The organism is Streptomyces sp. NPDC043853, from assembly GCF_056436025.1.
The window spans coordinates 358170-374375 of sequence record NZ_JBWKDJ010000004.1; the positions used below are offsets into that span (position 1 = coordinate 358170).

The 16206-nt window shown below is 73.8% G+C and carries 12 protein-coding genes and 1 pseudogene; 8 read left to right on the forward strand and 5 right to left on the reverse strand.

The features are described 5' to 3' along the window. Positions 1 to 339: 339 nt before the first annotated feature. Positions 340 to 750 (forward strand): annotated as a pseudogene (locus AC067U_RS13840) (protein kinase domain-containing protein); the annotation flags it as partial. 82 nt (positions 751 to 832) lie between these two features. Beyond that, on the forward strand, positions 833 to 2773 hold the full coding sequence (locus AC067U_RS13845) for an outer membrane protein assembly factor BamB family protein (protein WP_478829872.1): 1941 nt from the start codon (positions 833 to 835) through the stop codon (positions 2771 to 2773). A gap of 156 nt (positions 2774 to 2929) precedes the next feature. Here the strand turns inward: AC067U_RS13845 and AC067U_RS13850 are convergent, their stop codons facing one another. Continuing rightward, positions 2930 to 4156 carry an amidohydrolase family protein gene (locus AC067U_RS13850; protein WP_478829873.1) on the reverse strand — a complete coding sequence of 409 codons (1227 nt, stop codon included), beginning with the start codon at positions 4154 to 4156 and terminating at the stop codon, positions 2930 to 2932. A gap of 217 nt (positions 4157 to 4373) precedes the next feature. Between AC067U_RS13850 and afsR the strand changes: the two genes are divergently transcribed. The 3 genes from afsR to AC067U_RS13865 all read left to right on the forward strand — a co-directional run bounded on the left by afsR (position 4374) and on the right by AC067U_RS13865 (position 8717). Beyond that, on the forward strand, positions 4374 to 7319 hold the full coding sequence (gene afsR / locus AC067U_RS13855; RefSeq protein ID WP_478829874.1) for an SARP-family global regulator AfsR: 2946 nt from the start codon (positions 4374 to 4376) through the stop codon (positions 7317 to 7319). 171 nt (positions 7320 to 7490) lie between these two features. Then, positions 7491 to 7688 (forward strand): hypothetical protein, encoded by a 198-nt coding sequence (locus AC067U_RS13860; protein ID WP_478829875.1) that lies wholly within the window; start codon positions 7491 to 7493, stop codon positions 7686 to 7688. A 288-nt stretch (positions 7689 to 7976) separates the two neighbouring features. After that, a complete protein-coding gene (locus tag AC067U_RS13865) occupies positions 7977 to 8717 on the forward strand; it encodes a class I SAM-dependent methyltransferase (protein WP_478829876.1) in 741 nt (246 codons plus the stop codon). 43 nt (positions 8718 to 8760) lie between these two features. Here AC067U_RS13865 and AC067U_RS13870 read toward each other — a convergent pair whose 3' ends face one another. Continuing rightward, positions 8761 to 10659, reverse strand: coding sequence for an exo-alpha-sialidase (locus tag AC067U_RS13870; RefSeq protein WP_478829877.1), 1899 nt, complete (start codon positions 10657 to 10659; stop codon positions 8761 to 8763). 133 nt (positions 10660 to 10792) lie between these two features. Further along, complete coding sequence (locus AC067U_RS13875) at positions 10793 to 12415, reverse strand: FadD3 family acyl-CoA ligase (RefSeq protein WP_478829878.1); 1623 nt, start codon at positions 12413 to 12415, stop codon at positions 10793 to 10795. Positions 12416 to 12519: 104 nt separating this feature from the next. Here AC067U_RS13875 and AC067U_RS13880 point away from each other — a divergent pair, with 104 nt between their 5' ends. From AC067U_RS13880 to AC067U_RS13890, 3 genes are read left to right on the forward strand one after another with little or no spacing between them, the layout of a single operon-like run. After that, a complete protein-coding gene (locus AC067U_RS13880; protein WP_478829879.1) occupies positions 12520 to 13671 on the forward strand; it encodes a lipid-transfer protein in 1152 nt (383 codons plus the stop codon). 16 nt (positions 13672 to 13687) lie between these two features. Then, positions 13688 to 14143 (forward strand): Zn-ribbon domain-containing OB-fold protein, encoded by a 456-nt coding sequence (locus tag AC067U_RS13885; RefSeq protein ID WP_478829880.1) that lies wholly within the window; start codon positions 13688 to 13690, stop codon positions 14141 to 14143. Further along, complete coding sequence (locus tag AC067U_RS13890; RefSeq protein ID WP_478829881.1) at positions 14140 to 14925, forward strand: enoyl-CoA hydratase/isomerase family protein; 786 nt, start codon at positions 14140 to 14142, stop codon at positions 14923 to 14925. The genes AC067U_RS13885 and AC067U_RS13890 overlap by 4 nt, the downstream gene beginning before the upstream one ends. 195 nt (positions 14926 to 15120) lie before the next feature. Here AC067U_RS13890 and AC067U_RS13895 read toward each other — a convergent pair whose 3' ends face one another. Together AC067U_RS13895 and AC067U_RS13900 are read right to left on the reverse strand one after the other, a co-directional pair. Next, positions 15121 to 15501, reverse strand: a complete 381-nt coding sequence (locus AC067U_RS13895; protein ID WP_478829882.1) for a hypothetical protein — start codon at positions 15499 to 15501, stop codon at positions 15121 to 15123. 135 nt (positions 15502 to 15636) lie between these two features. Continuing rightward, the gene (locus AC067U_RS13900) at positions 15637 to 16137 is read right to left on the reverse strand and encodes a peptidylprolyl isomerase (protein ID WP_478829883.1); all 501 of its coding nucleotides are present in this window, start codon (positions 16135 to 16137) and stop codon (positions 15637 to 15639) included. Positions 16138 to 16206: the final 69 nt, after the last annotated feature.

Sequence of the window (16206 nt, forward strand, 5' to 3'; positions counted from 1 at the left end):
GTCCACAGCCGGCTCCGGCCACCCCGTTCGACGTCGGCCGGGCCGGGCGGGGGCACCGCCGGACAGGTCCCCGGGCCGCCCGGCCCCCGGCCGCAGCCGTCTCCGGCGCCGGGCCGCGCGGGTGCGGGACGTGCGTCGACGGCCCGGCCCGGCAGGGCCGGTAGGCTGCCGCCGGGCCGCGCACGGCCCACGGCACAGGCGCGGGGCAGAGGCGCGGGCACGGGCATTGGCACGAGCGCGGGCTCGGGCCCGGGGGGACGGCGGGAAATGGCACTGCGGGACGGCGATCCGCGCTCGATCGGCGGATACGTCCTGATCGACCGGCTGGGCTCCGGCGGCATGGGAACGGTCTACTCGGCCAGGTCGGCGTCCGGCCGGATGGTCGCCGTGAAGCTGGTGCACCAGCAGTTCGCGGACGACGCCGAGTTCCGCATCCGGTTCCGGCAGGAGGTCGCGGCGGCCCGCCGGGTCAGCGGAGCCTTCACCGCCCCCGTACTGGACGCCGACCCGGATGCCGAACGCCCGTGGATGACGACCCTGCTGGTGCCCGGCAGCACCCTGCGCTCCCGGGTGAAGGAGGGCGGCCCGCTGTCCGGCGGGGAGCTCCGGATGCTGGCGGTCGGGCTGGTGGAGGCCCTGCGGGAGCTGCACACCACGGGGGTGGTGCACCGCGATCTCAAGCCGGACAACGTCATGCTGACCGAGGACGGACCGCGGGTCATCGACTTCGGCATCTCGCGGGCCGCCGGACACCAGACGCTCACCGCGACGGGGCAGATCCTCGGCACTCCGCCGTACATGTCCCCCCGAGCAGCTGTCGACGCCGGGCCGGGTGACCCCGGCCTCGGACGTGTTCTCCCTCGGGTCGGTGCTGGTGTTCGCGACGACCGGCCGCGGACCGTTCGACGACCACTCCCACTACTTGACCGCCTACCGGGTGGTGTCGGACCCGCCGGAGCTGGGACCGCTGTCCGGTTCCCTGCGCCAGGCCGTGGAGTGGTGTCTGGCCAAGGATCCCGCGGACCGGCCGCATCCGGACGAGCTCCTGGCGGCGTTCGCCGCCGTCGGCCCGGCGGAGTGGGAGCTGCCCGCAACCGCCTCCGCGGCTCCGGCGGGGACGGCCCCCGGACCCGCCCCCGCTTCCGGCGAGTCCGCCGGGACGGAGTCCGGGTCCGCCGGGACGGAGTCCGGGTCCGCCGGGGCCGAGGCCGAGGCCGAGGCCGGCTCCGGGGACCGCTCCCAGGCCGGCTCCCAGGCCGGCCTCCCGACCCGCCCCAGCGGCCCGCCGACGGCGCCGACCGATCCGGTCGCCCCGGCCCGATCGGGCGGATCGGGTGGATCGGCCGCACCGGCTCCACGGGTAGCCGCCGCCGGCCCCGCCGTTCCCGGCTCCCCGGGTGCACCGGGTGCACCGGATGGCCCGTCCGCGCGCCCCCGTCGGCGCGCCCGCCGACGTACGGTCCTGGCCGGCGCCGCCGCCGTGGCATTGCTCACGGGAGCCGGGCTCTACTTCGGTCCCGGTTCGCCCTTCACGTCCCAGGGCCGTGCCGAGGGGAACCCGGGCACGGCCTCCTCGGCCGCGCCGAAGAGCACCGGCGCCACCGCCGGGGACCCGCTCCCCGCCTACGTCGCGACGGCCGGCGGCAGCCCGGCCGGCACCCACGCCTACGCGGATTCCCGGGCCCGGCGCCCGGCAGGCTGGCGGCCCTGGAGCGGCGCCCAGGGGCTGGGCCAGTGCGCGTACGCCGCCTCGTCCCTGCTGTGCACCTCGCAGGCCACCGGCAGCGGCGGCACCCTGACCCGGCTCGACGCGGCGACCGGGAAGGTCCGGTGGTCGGTCAAGGCCGACGTGCTGATGGCGGAGAGCCCGGCGGTGGTCAAGGACACCGTGGTCGTGGCCGGCCTCGGGGGTTTCCAGGGCTTCGCCCTGTCCGACGGGAAGAGCCGCTGGCCGAAGCCGCTCTCGACGGCCCCGGCAGCCGGCTCGGTGCTGCGCGGGCTGGTGGCGGACGGCGACCGCGCCTATGCCGTCGGCCAGAACGGGGCCCCGGTGGTGCTGGACGTGGCGGCCGGCCGGGTGACGGCCCTGCCCGCCGCCCCCGAGGTGTCCCAGAACGGCTACCCCACGGTGCGGGCGCTCGGCGGGCTGGTCTTCCTCGAAGGCCAGGCCCTGGACGACGACACGGGTTTCTACAGCTCCGTCAGGACGCTGGACGCCGGAGACGGCCGGGCAGCCGGCCGCTCGAACCTCCCCGGCCCGTGCGCGCCCGGCGGTCTGGCGGTGACGTCGGCACCCGACACGCAGCGGACGGTGTTCCTGTGCCACAAGGAGACCGGTCCGGGCGTGCTGCGGGTGGACGCGGGGAAGAACACGGCGGTGGACATCCCGTTCGGCAGCCACGCCCTCTCCGGACTCGCCGCCGCCGCGGGCAGTGTGTACTTCGTGGCCGCCTCGATCAGCGGTGAGCCGGCCTTCATGGAGCTGAACCAGGATTCCGGCGGCAGCCTGTGGCGGGTTCCGCTGCCGGCGGCGTGTGCCGCGCCGGACCGGCCGGAGCAGGCGAACGCGCTGGTGGTGACGGACGGACTGGCGTACGTCCGGTGCGGGGCGGAGGGGCGCGTCGTCGACCTGGCCGCGCGCAGGGCCGTCAAGCGCTTCACCGCCCCGGCGCGGTCCGGGTCCGAGGCCCCCGCCGGGTTCCTGGTGGCCGGCGGAGTCGTCTTCACCCCGTCCGGCTCGGGCTGGGCATCGGTCGAGCCGCAACCCCTGTAGCCACAACCGCTGTAGCCGCAACCGCTGTAGCCACAACCGCTGGAGCCGCCCGCCGGGCTCCACCGTGTTCCCGTTCCGGCTCCCGTTCCCGTGCCCGTACGCGCCCTGCGCCCCGCCGCGGCCATGCACCCGCGCCCGCCCCGCCCGGCCGGGCTCCTACGCCCCCGGCCCCGCCCAGAGGCCGTCCTCGGTCAGCCCCAGGAGGGAGATCGCGTTGCCGCGCACGATGCGGTCCACGTCCTCCGCCGGCAGGTGGCCCATCTGGGCCTCGCCGACCTCGCGGGACTTGGGCCAGGTGGAGTCCGAGTGCGGGTAGTCCGTCTCGTAGAGGACGTTGCCCACGCCGATCGCGTCCAGGTTCCGCAGGCCGAACGCGTCGTCGAAGAAGCAGCCGAAGACGTGCTCGGCGAACAGCTCCGACGGCGGGCGCGTGACCTTGTCGGCGACACCGCCCCAGGCGCGGTTCTCCTCCCACACCACGTCGGCCCGTTCCAGGATGTACGGGATCCAGCCGATCTGGCCCTCCGCGTACATGATCCGCAGGTTGGGGAAGCGTTCGAACTTGCCGCTCATCAGCCAGTCGACCATGGAGAAGCAGCAGTTGGCGAAGGTGATCGTGGAGCCGACCGCCGGCGGCGCGTCCGCCGAGGTGGAGGGCATCCGCGAGGAGGACCCGATGTGCATGGCGATGACCGTCCCGGTCTCGTCGCACGCCTGGAGGAAGGGGTCCCAGTCGTCCGTGTGGATGGACGGGAGGCCCAGGTGCGGCGGGATCTCCGAGAAGGCGACCGCGCGGACGCCGCGCGCCGCGTTGCGGCGCACCTCCGCCGCCGCCAGGTGCGCGTCCCAGAGCGGGATCAGGGTCAGGGGGATCAGCCGGCCGTGCGCCTCCGGGCCGCACCACTCCTCCACCATCCAGTCGTTGTACGCCCGGACTCCGAGCAGCCCGAGCTCGCGGTCCTTCGCCTCCGTGAAGGTCTGGCCGCAGAAGCGCGGGAAGGTGGGGAAGCAGAGGGCGGACTGGACGTGGTTGACGTCCATGTCGGCGAGGCGGTCGGGGACGGAGAAGGAGCCGGGGCGCATCTGCTCGTAGGTGATGACCTCCAGCCGGATCTCGTCGCGGTCGTAGCCGACCGCCGTGTCCAGCCGGGTCAGCGGCCGGTGCAGGTCCTCGTAGACCCACCAGTCGCCGATCGGCCCGTCGTCGCCCTTGGAGCCCATGACGGGGGCGAACTTTCCACCCAGGAAGGTCATTTCCTTGAGGGGGGCGCGGACGATGCGCGGGCCGGTGTCGCGGTATTTGGACGGGAGCCGGTCCCGCCAGACGTGAGGGGGTTCAACCGTGTGGTCGTCCACCGAGATGATCTTCGGGAAGGTCTCCATGTCCTCCACGGTAGCGTTGATCTGACGAACCGTCAGCTACTTGAGACGTGCTCGGTACACAGCAGGCCCCTGGCGGGCTGCCGTGCTCGCCCCAAACAGGGCAGACTGACCGTTGCACTCCACAACCGCTCCGTTACCGTCACGACCACACCACCGCCACCGCCACCGCCACCGCCACCGCCACCGCCACCGGCCCAGGGAGGGGGAGACAGACACCATGGAAGGCACATCCGAGGCCGAACCGGCCGACACCGGCTCCCGGTTCGCCGTGCTCGGGCCCATCCGCGCCTGGCGCGGAAACGAGCCCCTCGCCTCCGGCAGCCCGCAGCAGCGCGCCCTGCTCGCCGCCCTGCTGCTGCGCGACGGCCGTACCGCCACCGCCCCCGAGCTCATCGACGCCATATGGGGCGAGGACCCGCCACCGCAGGCCCTGGCCACGATCCGGACCTACGCCTCCCGGCTGCGCAAGATCCTCGACCCCAACCTCCTGGTCAGCGAGTCCGGCGGCTACGCCATACGCCTGGGCGCCCTCGCCGCGCTCGACCTCGGGGTGGCCCGCAGCCTCGCCGGCGACGCCGAGGCCGCCCGGGCCGGCGGCGACCGCTCCATGGCCCGCACCCTGCTCGGCCGCGCCCTGGCCCTGTGGGAGGGCGAACCGCTGGCCGGCGTGCCCGGCCCCTACGCCGAGACCGAACGCACCCGGCTCAGCGAGTGGCGGCTGACCCTGCTCGAGAACCGGCTCGACCTGGACCTGGAGACCGGCCAGCACGCCGAGGCCGTCTCCGAGCTCACCGCCCTCACCGCCGCCCACCCGCTGCGCGAACGCCTCCGCGAGCTCCTCATGCTCGCCCTCTACCGCAGCGGCCGGCAGGCCGAGGCCCTCGCCGTCTACGCCGACACCCGGCGCCTCCTCGCCGACGAGCTCGGCGTCGACCCCGGCCCCGAACTCGCCGCCCTGCAGCAGCGCATCCTCCGCGGCGACGCCGAACTCGCCCGCGCCGCCGAACCGGCCCCGGCCGTCGCACCCGTACAGGTCCGGCCCGCCCAGCTGCCCGCCACCGTCCCCGACTTCACCGGACGCACCGCCTTCGTCAACGAACTGTCCGAGGTCCTGGCCGGAGCCGGCGCCGACGGCCAGGTCATGGCCGTCTCGGCGGTGGCCGGCATCGGCGGCGTCGGCAAGACCACCCTGGCCGTGCACGTCGCCCACGCCGCCCGCCCGCACTTCCCCGACGGCCAGCTCTACGTCGACCTCCAGGGCACCGACCCGCGCCCGGCCGAGCCGGCCGCCGTCCTCGGGTCCTTCCTGCGCGCCCTGGGCACCCCCGACACCGCCATCCCGGACTCCGCCGCCGAACGGGCCGCGCTCTACCGCTCCACCCTCGACGGCCGCCGCGTCCTGGTCCTCCTCGACAACGCCCGCGACGCCGCCCAGGTCCGCCCGCTGCTGCCGGGCACCAACGGCTGCGCCGCCCTCGTCACCAGCCGGGTCCGGATGGCGGGCCTCGCCGGGGCGCACCTCGTCGACCTCGACGTGATGTCCCCCGAGGAGGCGCTCCAGCTGTTCACCCGGATCGTCGGCACGGAGCGGGTCGGGCACGAGCGCCAGGCCGCCCTCGACGTGGTCGGCGCCTGCGGCTTCCTGCCGCTCGCGATCCGCATCGCCGCCTCCCGGCTGGCCGCCCGCCGCACCTGGACGGTCTCCGTCCTCGCCGCGAAACTCGCCGACGAACGCCGCCGGCTGGACGAGCTGCAGGCCGGCGACCTCGCCGTGAAGGCCACCTTCGAACTCGGTTACGGCCAGCTCGAACCCGCCCAGCAGCGCGCCTTCCGGCTGCTCGGCCTCGCCGACGGCCCCGACATCTCGCTGGCCGCCGCCGCGGCCGTGCTGGACCTGCCCGAGCACGACACCGAGGACCTCCTCGAAGCCCTGGTCGACTGCTCCCTGCTGGAATCGGCCGCGCCCGGCCGCTACCGCTTCCACGACCTCGTACGGCTCTACGCGCGTGCCTGCGCCGAACGCGACGAGCAGCCCCCGGCCGAGCGCGAAGCCGCGCTCTCCCGGCTGCTCGACTTCTACCTGGCCACGGCCGCCGCCGTGTACGCGCTGGAGCGCCCCGGGGACCGCCTCGTCGCCCACCTGGCGCCGACCCGCTACCCCGGGCTGGAGTTCCCCGACCGGCACGCCGCACTGGACTGGCAGTACGCCGAGGCGAACCCGCTGCTGGCCTGCGTACGGCAGGCGGCCGCGCCCGCCGGGGCGGAGGTGGCCGCGCTCCGGCGGGCCGCCGACCTGCTGCTGGCCGCCAAGGACCTGCTGGAGTCCGGTGCGAACTCCAAGCAGTACGCGTCCGCGGCGGAGGCCCTGTGCGAGGCGGCCCGCGCGTCCGGCGACCCGTACGCCGAGGGCCGGGTCCGGACCATCCTCACCAACGTCCACCTGGTCGCCGGCCGGTTCGCCGAGGCCGACGACGAGGCCCGGCGGGCCGGACTGCTCGCCCGGTCCATCGGGGACGCGCTGTCCGGCTGCTGGGCCGCCAACGACCGGGGCATCATCGCCCTCTACGAGGGCCGGCACGCCGACGGCGAGCAGCACCTGCTGGAGGCCATCGACCGCTTCCGCGCCGACGGCAACAAGGTCGGCGAGGCCAGCGCGCTGTGCAACCTGTCCCGGGTCCACGCGGCGCTGGGACGGCTGTCCAGCGCCATAGAGCTGGCCGGGGAGGGCATCGCCATCTACGACCGGATGGGCCTGACCCTGCGCCTGGCCAACGGCCGCTACGCGCTGGGCATCGTGCTCGTCCAGGCGGGCCGGCTCGGTGAGGCCCTCGACCAGCTGACCGCCGCGCTGGCCCTGTTCCACGACAACCGGCAGCCGCTGTGGGAAGGGATCACCCACTACCGCATCGCCGAGGCCCATCTGGCCGCCGGGCGGGCCACCCTGGCCGCCTCGCACGCCGAACAGGCCATCGCCCTGCGGGTGATGGGCGGAGAATGGCGGCGGGCCTGCGTGGTGATGGTGCTCGGCCGGGCGCTGCACCGGATGGGGCAGCGGGACCGGGCACGGGCCTGCTGGATGGACGCGGAGGTCGTCTTCGAGCAGCTCGGTTCGGCCGAACTCGCCGAGGTCAGGGCGCTGCTGGCATCGGAGCTGGCGGCCTGAGCGGGGCGTGAACGGGGGCGTTCATCGTTCGTTTATCGCCGTCCTACATGATGAACACATCGACTCGCCGCGCCGGGGGGCAGGCGGGTCGGACGGAAGGCCCGTTCGGCGGTCCGCGGGGGAATCGCCGAACGGGAATGGCCAAGCCCCGCCCATTCAGGAGTGACGACGATGACGACGACCGAGAACGCGACGCCGGAGAACGGCGACATCGAGACGCTCGACAACCACGCCACGGGCATCGAGATCAAGCCGCAGGGCGAGCCCGCCACGGGCACCGGCACCGCCCCGGCCGCGGGCACCGGCGCCGTTCCGGCGGGCGAGGAGCTCCAGACGATGGACAACCACGCGACCGGCCCGCGCCCGTAAGGCACGGCCCGGTAAGCCCGGCCCTCCCGGGCACGGGAACCCGCGGGGTTCGGGGGAACCCACGGGGGACACGGGGAAGCCCACGGGGGACACGGGGGCACGGGGGGCACGGGGGAACCACAGGGGGGAAGGCTCGGAGGTCCGTCGGGGGACGGGGACCCACCGGGTGAACGGGGGAACGGCGGCCGCGGTGGCCCGGAGGGGGAGCCACCGCGGCCGCCGCATGCGTGTTCCGGGGCGACCGTGCCTGACCGGCGCCACTCTGACGACAGGACCTAGGCTGGGGCCATGTTCGCTCCGAAGGGCCCCAGCCTGCGTGAACTGGCCGTACAGGCCATGTCGTCCACCGAGCACGGCTACGACCTGCTCGCCCCCAAGTTCGACCTGACCCCCTTCCGCACCCCCGACCGGATGCTCGACGCGGTCGAGGACACCCTCGCCCGCCACGGGGACGGCTTCGGTGCCGGCCTCGACGTCTGCTGCGGGACCGGCGCCGCGATCCCCGTGCTCCGGCGGCTGTGCCGGGACCGGGTGACCGGGGTGGACTTCAGCGCCGGCATGCTCGCCGAGGCCGAGCAGGCCCACGGCACCACCGCCGCTCCCGGCCCCGCCGTGGACTTCGTACGGGCCGACGCACGGGCCCTGCCCCCGGCGCTGGGGTCCTCCTACGACCTCGCGGTGAGCTTCGGGGCCTTCGGCCACTTCCTCCCCGAGGAGCGCCCGGCGCTGTTCGGCAGCGTGTACGGGGCGCTGCGGCCGGGCGGGGTCTTCGCCTTCCCGGTGCCGGCCCCGCTGTCGATGGCCTCGCCGTACTACTGGATGACGGCCGGCTTCGACGCGGTCATGCGGGTCCGGAACGCGGTCTGGCGGCCGAGCTTCGTGATGTACTACCGGACCTTCCCGTTCGGCGGGGTCCGGGAGGACCTGCGCCGGGCCGGCTTCACGGTGGAGACCCTCCCGCTGGAGCACTTCGGGCGCCGCCCCGACCTGACCCCGCGCTGGCGCCTGGTGCTGGCCCGGCGGGCGTAGGCCGTCCCTTCCGGAACGGGTCCGCGGCCGCCCGGCGCGGCGCTCACCAGATCGTCGCGAAGGGGAGCCGGACCCGCTCCTGCGGATCCTCGGCGTTCTCGTCGGCCCGGATGCGTCCCAGGTCCTCCTTCGTCAGGGCACGCCCGGTGATCCGGACGTCGTCCAGCGCGCCGGCAAAGAAGACCTTCTGGTCGGGCTGGGTGCCGAGGTAGACGGTGAAGGCGTCGCCCGGCTGGATGTCCATGTCCTCCGGCCGCAGGTCCGCGGTCTGGCTGTAGCCGCCGTCCACCGACAGCTGGAGCTGGCTGCCCAGCCGCTGGAACGCCACGTGGTGCCAGCGGTCGTCGTCGAACCGGCTCATGGTGGACACGGAGACCGGCCGGCCGCCGCTGTTGGTCCGCGCCTCGATCCGGCCGTCGACCGCCTCCACCACCAGCTGCTTGGTGGCGGCGTTCTGCCCGGACGCCCAGATCAGCGGGCGGCGCCCGGACTGGCCGCTGAACTTCACCCAGGCGGTGACGGCGAAGTCGCCGCCGGCCACCCGTAGCGAATCCGCGCAGCCGATCCGGAGGAAGTCGGAACTTCCGTTGAGGGACACCGCGTTGCCGTCGGCGCGCGGCACCAGCTGCGGGTCGCCGTGCAGCAGGGCGTGGTTCTTGTTCGGGGTGTTGTCGCTGGTCCGGCGCGGGGTGAGGTCCTCGGCCGCGCCCTCGACCGCGCCGGGGGCGAAGGAGGTGAACACCAGGGAGCCGGTGGAGGCGGTGGTGCCGGTCTCGTAGAGCATGCCGACGTCCCCGGTGCGGAGCAGGGTCATGTCGGAGTAGCCGGCCCGGTCGCGGGCCACCACCGCGCCCTTGGCGGACCAGGTCTTCCCGCCGTCCGCGGAGGTGCGGACGGCCAGGGTCCAGCGGTCGGAGAACTCGGCGCCCTGCCGGGCCGGCGAGGAGAACAGCAGCGGGCCGCCGTCGGGCAGCTGCAGCAGGGATCCGGAGACCGGCGGGGCGGGCAGGTTGGGCACCGGTACGAAGCCGGGGTCGGGGAACCTCGGGTCGGCGACCTCGTCGATCACCGCGGAGACCCGGTGGTCGTTGGTGCCGCAGGTCTGGAGCGAGCGGGCGTTGACGTAGACGCGGCCGTCCGGCAGCTGGCTGAGCGCGGGCTCGCCGGGGGCGGCCTGGCCCTCGGGCGCGTCCCAGCTCGCGCCGAGCTGCCAGGTGAGCCCGCCGTCGTCGCTGTAGTAGAGCATCGCGCCGTGGGCGTTGCCGCGCTTGCGGTAGTCGCCGGTGACGACCATGCGGCCGGGCTTGCCCTGCTTGGTGGGCTGTAGCTGGATGCCGTGGCCGGGGCCGACCGAGACCCAGTCCCAGTCGCTCTGCTTGAGCTGGTCGAGCTGGGTGAGGGCGGCCGTCCAGGTGCCGCCGTTGTCGTTGCTGTGGGCCATGCGGAGTTCGCGGGGGGCGCGGACCCGGTCGCCCTTGGGTCCGGCGCTCCAGTCGTTGTAGGCGTAGATCAGCGTGAGGCGGCCGGAGTTGGCGTCGACCATGGGCACGGGGTTGCCGAAGCCGCCGGAGTCGTCGGCGCCGCGGATCACCTGGAGCTTGCCCCAGCTCCGCCCGTTGTCGGTGGACCGCTTCATGACCAGGTCGATGTCACCGACGTCGGAGCAGCCCTTGGTGCGGGCCTCGGCGATGGCCAGCAGGTGCCCGTTCCTGGCGCTGGTCAGCGTGGGGATGCGGAAGCAGTCGTAGCCCTCGGAGAAGGCCCGGAAGGGGGTGGACACCTCGGGCCGCAGCGGGCCGGTCGGCTTCTTCTCCGCGGTGTCCCCGTCGTCGCCGTTTCCCCACAGCACGACGATGCCCACGATGAGGAGGGCGAGGGCGAGGATCCCCCCGAAGACGGGTATCTCCCACCGGAACCGAACGACTGATCTTTGCCTGGTCACGCGTGCAGGCTAACCGCATCCGGAGGCAGCCCCGCCGCGGGCGTCCCGGGCGGGGGCAGAGGTGAGCCCGCAGTGAGCCCGCGGTGACGGAGGGGTGACGGCGGGCCCGCCCCGCGGTCCGGCGGCGCGCCCGCTACGAGGTCCGGCGGCGCGCCCGCAGTTCGGTCTTGAGGACCTTCCCGCCGGCGTTGCGCGGGAGTTCGGTCACGAACTCCACCGCCCGCGGCACCTTGTAGTTCGCCATCTCCCGCCGCGACCAGGCGATCAGGTCGTCCGAGGTGAGGGTGGAGCCGGGGCGGCGGACCGCGTAGGCCTTGCCGACCTCGCCCAGCCGCGGGTCGGGGATGCCGACGACCGCGACGTCGGCGATGTCCGGGTGCAGGCCGAGGAGCTGTTCGATCTCCGCCGGGTAGGCGTTGAACCCGCCGACGATGAACATGTCCTTGATGCGGTCGGTGATGCGCAGGTTGCCCGCTTCGTCGAGGACGCCGATGTCGCCCGTGCGCAGCCAGCCCTCGGGCGTGATGGCGCGGGAGGTCTCCTCCGGGTCCTCGTAGTAGCCGCGCATCACGTTGTGGCCGCGCACCTGCACCTCGCCCGGTTCGCCGGGCGGCAGGGCCTCCCCCGCCGGGCCGGTGACCCGTACCTCGGTGCCGGGGATGGCCCGGCCGGAGGTTGCGGCGACGGTCTCGGCCGGGTCGCCCCGCCGGCACATGGTGACGATCCCGCTCGCCTCGGACAGCCCGTAGGCGGTGAGCACCGTCGCGATCTTCAGTTCGGCCCGGAGCCGTTCCACCAGTTGCAGGGGCACCACGGCCGCCCCGGTGACCACCAGCCGCAGCGCGGACAGGTCGTGCTGGTCGCGGGAGGGGTGGTCCAGGACGGACTGGTGGAGGGTGGGCGGTCCGGGCAGTACGGAGATCCGCTCGGCGGCGACGTTGGCGAGCACGGTGTCCACGTTGAACACCGGCTGCGGGACCATCGTGGCGCCGCGCATCAGGCAGGCGATGATCCCCGCCTTGTAGCCGAAGGTGTGGAAGAACGGGTTCACGATGAGGTAGCGGTCGCCCTCGCGGAGCCCCGCCAGCTCGCTCCACACCTCGTAGCAGCGGAGGGTCTGCGCGTGGGTGATGACGGCGCCCTTGGGGCTGCCGGTGGTGCCGGAGGTGAAGATGATGTCGGAGGGGTCGTCCGGGCGGATCGCGTCGGCGCGGACGCGGACGGCCGCGCGGGGCACGTCCGCGCCGTCCGCCAGGAAGTCCGTCCAGGTCCGGAAGCCTTCCGGGGCGTCCTCGGCGAACACCACGACGTCCCGCAGCCCGGGCAGGCCGGGCAGCGGGCCGGTGCTCGGCCCCTCGGCGGCGGCCCGGCGCAGGGAGGCGACGTAGGAGGTTCCCAGGAAGGTGCCGGTGACGAACAGCAGCCGGGCCCCGCTGCGGCGCAGCACGTAGGCGGCCTCGGAGCCCTTGAACCGGGTGTTGAGCGGGACGAGGACGGCTCCGGCGCTGACCGCGCCGAGCGCGGAGACGATCCAGTCGAGTGAGTTGGGCGCCCAGACGGCGACCCGGTCGCCGGGTTCCACTCCGGCGGCGAGGCAGGCGGCCGCGGCCCGCTCCACGCGTTCGCCGAGTTCGGCGTAACGGATCCGGTTGCGGCCGTCGACGACGGCCTCCGACGCGGCGTATTCTTCCGCAGCCGCGCGGACCAGGCCCGGGATGCTGCCCCAGCGCAGATCGCCCCGCTCGTCCTCGGCCATCGCCCACCACCCTCACGGTCGCCAGTAGCTGACTATCCGTCAGATTAGCTGTAGCCTTCGCGGCTGTCAGCACACCGGTGCAGTACGCGTGAAGAGGTGGGGCGATGGCCGCAGGACTCAAGGACGCCACGGCGATAGTCGGGATCGGGCAGACCGCCTTCGCCAAGCGACTGCCGCAGACCGAGAAGGAACTGGCCTGCCGGGCCATCCTCGCGGCACTCGCCGACGCCGGCATCGAACCGGCCGAGGTCGACGCCTTCGCCTCGTACACCATGGAGGAGACCGACGAGGTCGAGGTCGCCAAGGCCATCGGAGCCGGCGACGTCACCTTCTTCTCCAAGGTGGGCTACGGCGGCGGCGGCTCCTGCGCCACCGTCGGCCACCTCGCCGCCGCCATCGCCACCGGTCAGGCGTCCGTGGGCGTCGCCTGGCGCTCCCGCAAGCGCGGCTCCGGCCCCCGCCCCTGGAAGAACACCACCGTCCAGCTGCCCACCCCCGGCCAGTGGACCCGGCCCTTCGGACTGCTCCGCCCCGCCGACGAGATCGGCATGCTGGCCCGTCGCTACATGCACGAGTACGGCGCCACCCGCGACCACCTCTTCAACGTGGCCCTGGCCTGCCGGAACCGGGCCAACCAGAACCCGGCCGCGATGATGTACGAACGCCCGCTGACCCGTGAGATGTACATGACCGCCCGGTGGATCAGCGAACCCCTCTGCCTCTTCGACAACTGCCTGGAGACCGACGGCGCACTCGCCTGCGTGATCGTCTCCGCCGAACGCGCCCGTGACTGCCGGCAGAAACCCGTCTACGTCCACTCGGTCGCCCAGGGCCTGCCCGCCCAGCACCACGGCATGGTCAACTACTGGAACGACGACCCGCTCAGCGGCCCCGCCTGGACCGCCGCCCGCCACCTGTGGAAGCAGGCCGACTTCGGCCCCGCCGACATCGACGTGGCCCAGATCTACGACGCGTTCACCCCGCTGATCCCGCTCTCCCTGGAGGGCTACGGCTTCTGCGGACGCGGCGAGGGCGCCGCCTTCACCGAGGGCGGCGCCCTGGAGACCGGCGGCCGGCTGCCGATCAACACCGGCGGCGGCGGACTCTCCGAGGCGTACGTCCACGGCTTCAACCTGATCAACGAGGGCGTCAAACAGCTGCGCGGCACGAGCACCGCACAGGTCCCGGACGCCTCGACCTGCCTGGTGACGGCGGGCGAGGGCGTCCCCACGTCCGCGATCCTCCTCCGGAACTGAAAGGGAACGCCGCCAGATGACCATCACCGCCGAAGGCCCCGGAGGCCTCCTGCTGCCCGTCCCGGACGAGGACGGCGCCCCCTTCTGGGAGTACGCGGCCCGCGGCGAACTCCGCGTCCAGGCCTGCGCCGACTGCGGGCGGCTCCGCTTCCCGCCCCGGCCCTGCTGCCCGCACTGCCAGTCCTTCTCCTCCCGGTGGGAGCCGATGAGCGGCCGCGGCCGCATCTGGTCCTGGGTCCGCCCGCACCCGCCCCTGCTGCCCGCGTACGCCGCCCAGGCCCCGTACAACGTCGTCCTCGTGGAACTCGCCGAAGCCCCGCACATCCGGCTGGCGGGCAACCTGGTGTCGGCCCCGGACGCGCCCTTGGACTCGGTGGACCCGGCCCGGCTGCGCATCGGCGCGAAGGTGCAGGTCGCCTTCACCGAGCAGGACGGGATGACCCTGCCGCGCTGGCTGCTGGCGGCGTCATGACCGCCACGACCCTGACCGTGGAACGGCACAAGGACGCCGGCGTCGCCGTCGTCACCCTGGACCGGGAACGCCGCCACAACGCGATCGACCTGCCGACGGCGGAGGCGCTCGTCTCGGTCTGGCGGGAGTTCCGGTTCGACCAGGACGTCCGGGCGGTCGTCCTGACCGGCGCCGGCACGGCGGCGTTCTGCACCGGCATCGACCGGGAGGCGGAGGTGCCCCAGCCGGCCTCGCCGTACTCGGTGGACGACCCGCTCGCGACGATCGGCCCCAAGGCCAACGACCTGTGGAAGCCGGTCATCGCGGCCGTCAACGGAATGGCCTGCGGCGGCGCCTTCTACCTGCTCGGCGAAGCCGACTTCATCGTCTCCTCGACCACCGCCACGTACTTCGACCCGCACACCTCCTACGGCATGGTCAGCGCCTACGAGGCGGTGTACATGGCCCAGCGCATGCCCTTCGGCGAGGCGGCCCGGATGGCCCTGATGGGCACGGCGGAACGCGTCGGGGCGCAACGCGCGTACGACATCGGGCTCGTCTCGGAACTGACCGACCCGGCCGGCCTCCTGCCGTCCGTCCTCCGTACGGCGGAAACCCTGGCCAGCTTCCCCACGGAGGCGGTCCAGGGCACCGTACGGGCCCTGTGGTCGGCCAAACAGGCCGCCCTGCACCAGGCCCTGTCCCAGGCCCCGTCCCTGATCACCCTGGGCAACCTGCCCGCGGAACGCCAGGCGGCGCTCTTCACCGGCCGGCGCGCGTCACCGGGGTTCCGCGTGCGCTGAACGGCCGCGGACCGACCCGGTCCGTTCCCCCTGGTCCACGGCCGGTGACGGTACCGGCGGGCACCGACGTGCGCCCCCACGGCGCCGGGCGTAGGTTCGGACCAGAGGCGGCCGACCCGCCGCCCGGGGCCACCGCCCCCACGGACGACGGCCGCCGTCCGACCCCTTCCGTGTGCGGTACGACGGCCGTCCCGGTCAGGGCAGGGGAACGACGACGACCTGCACGTCGTCCTCGTAGACGATCCGCCCGGGATCGGCGGACTCCACCCGCTCGCACGGGACGCCGTGCGCGGCGAGCAGCTCCAGGTAGTCGGCCACCCGCTCGACGAGGTGCCCCGCCGTGTCCTTGAACCACGCCACCGCGCCGGGGTTCACGACGGGGTCGTAGACGGCCGGGTCGTGGTCGGCGGGGTTCGGGTAGGCGGCGTCGTACCAGTCGTTGGCCGACCGCCAGAACCGGTACTGCTCCTCGGTGAGCCGCCCCTCCCGGGCGAGCCCGTTGGCGAGGGCGAACACACCCGGGAAATGCCCGCGGGGGCTTCGGACCGTGCCCTGGAACCTCACGTAGGTCGGCATGGACGCACCCTACGCGCCCCACGCACCGTACTCGCCGTACCCGCCCCGGACGCCCCCCGTCCCCGTGGACGGCGACGGCCCCCGCCCCCGGACCGGGGAAGGGGGCCGTTCGGCCTGCTGTGCCGGACAGGCAGGTCAGCCCTTGACGATGCCCGAGTCGGAGACGCGGATGTCCTTGGCGGTCCTGCCGGAGGAGGAGCCCAGGGCCTCGACGGCCTTGACCACGTCCATGCCGGAGACGACCTCACCGAAGACGACGTGCTTGCCGTCCAGCCAGTCGGTGACGATGGTCGTGACGAAGAACTGCGAGCCGTTGGTGTTCTTGCCGGCGTTCGCCATCGACAGCAGACCCGGACGGTCGTGCTTCAGGGTGAAGTTCTCGTCGGCGAACTTCTCGCCGTAGATGCTCTTGCCGCCGGTGCCGTTCTCCTTGGTGAAGTCGCCACCCTGCAGCATGAAGTTCGGGATGACGCGGTGGAACGGCGAACCCTTGTAGCCGTAGCCGTGCTCGCCGGTGGCCAGCTCGCGGAAGTTCCTGGCGGTCTTCGGCACGACGTCGTCGAAGAGGCGGAACTCGATGCGGCCCAGCGACTGACCGTCGGCGGTGATCTCGAAGTAGACGTTTTCGTTGCTCATGGGTCCCATCCTGTCACTCCCGGTGCCATGCGCACCCCGGCGGGGCCGTTTCTCGGCCCCGGACGCCAC